Here is a 467-nt window from a genome sequence, read left to right as displayed (position 1 = left end):
GCCGCGTCCTGATGCGAGCCTTCCGCGCTCACGTCGGATCCCTGCGTCGCGATCGGTTCGGCGTTATCACGGTATGCGCGGATCGTGCACGGGCGGTTGTCGGCGTCGCCGAATTCGAGTGCGTCGGTCGTGCCGAGTGCCTGAGCCGCGATATCGCGGGCATGCGCACGCGTCAGCCCCATTTCACGCATTGCGTTGACCGCCGATTCCTTGCTCGCGAAATGCTCGACCGCGCCGGTTGCGTTCGTGACCGTGAGAATGTTTGCTTTTGCCATGATATTTTCCTTTCTTTCAGGTTAAAGGGTTTGTTGTGTTACGTGCTACAGGTACAAATTCTAGGAGACTAGAGAACACGTGTCAACTAATCCCATATGACTTGTGCGGTCTTTAGACGGCGGCGCGCTGGAACATACCGGCCAGCAGGCGCGACGGCTGACGCTGAGCGCGGGCACGTGCTCGGGCCAGTG

The 467-nt window shown here is 59.7% G+C and carries 1 protein-coding gene; it reads right to left on the bottom strand.

Going from position 1 to position 467, the window contains the following annotated elements; genetic code table 11:
• On the bottom strand, positions 1 to 275 hold a 275-nt coding region (locus tag AC1RO3_RS08600), incomplete at its 3' end, for a hypothetical protein (protein WP_481764018.1).
• Positions 276 to 467: the final 192 nt, after the last annotated feature.

This window comes from Dellaglioa sp. CoH-57-MRSF-19, from assembly GCF_056781975.1.
Note: the sequence above shows the minus strand (reverse complement) of the source record. Positions and strands in the feature narration are given on the sequence as shown.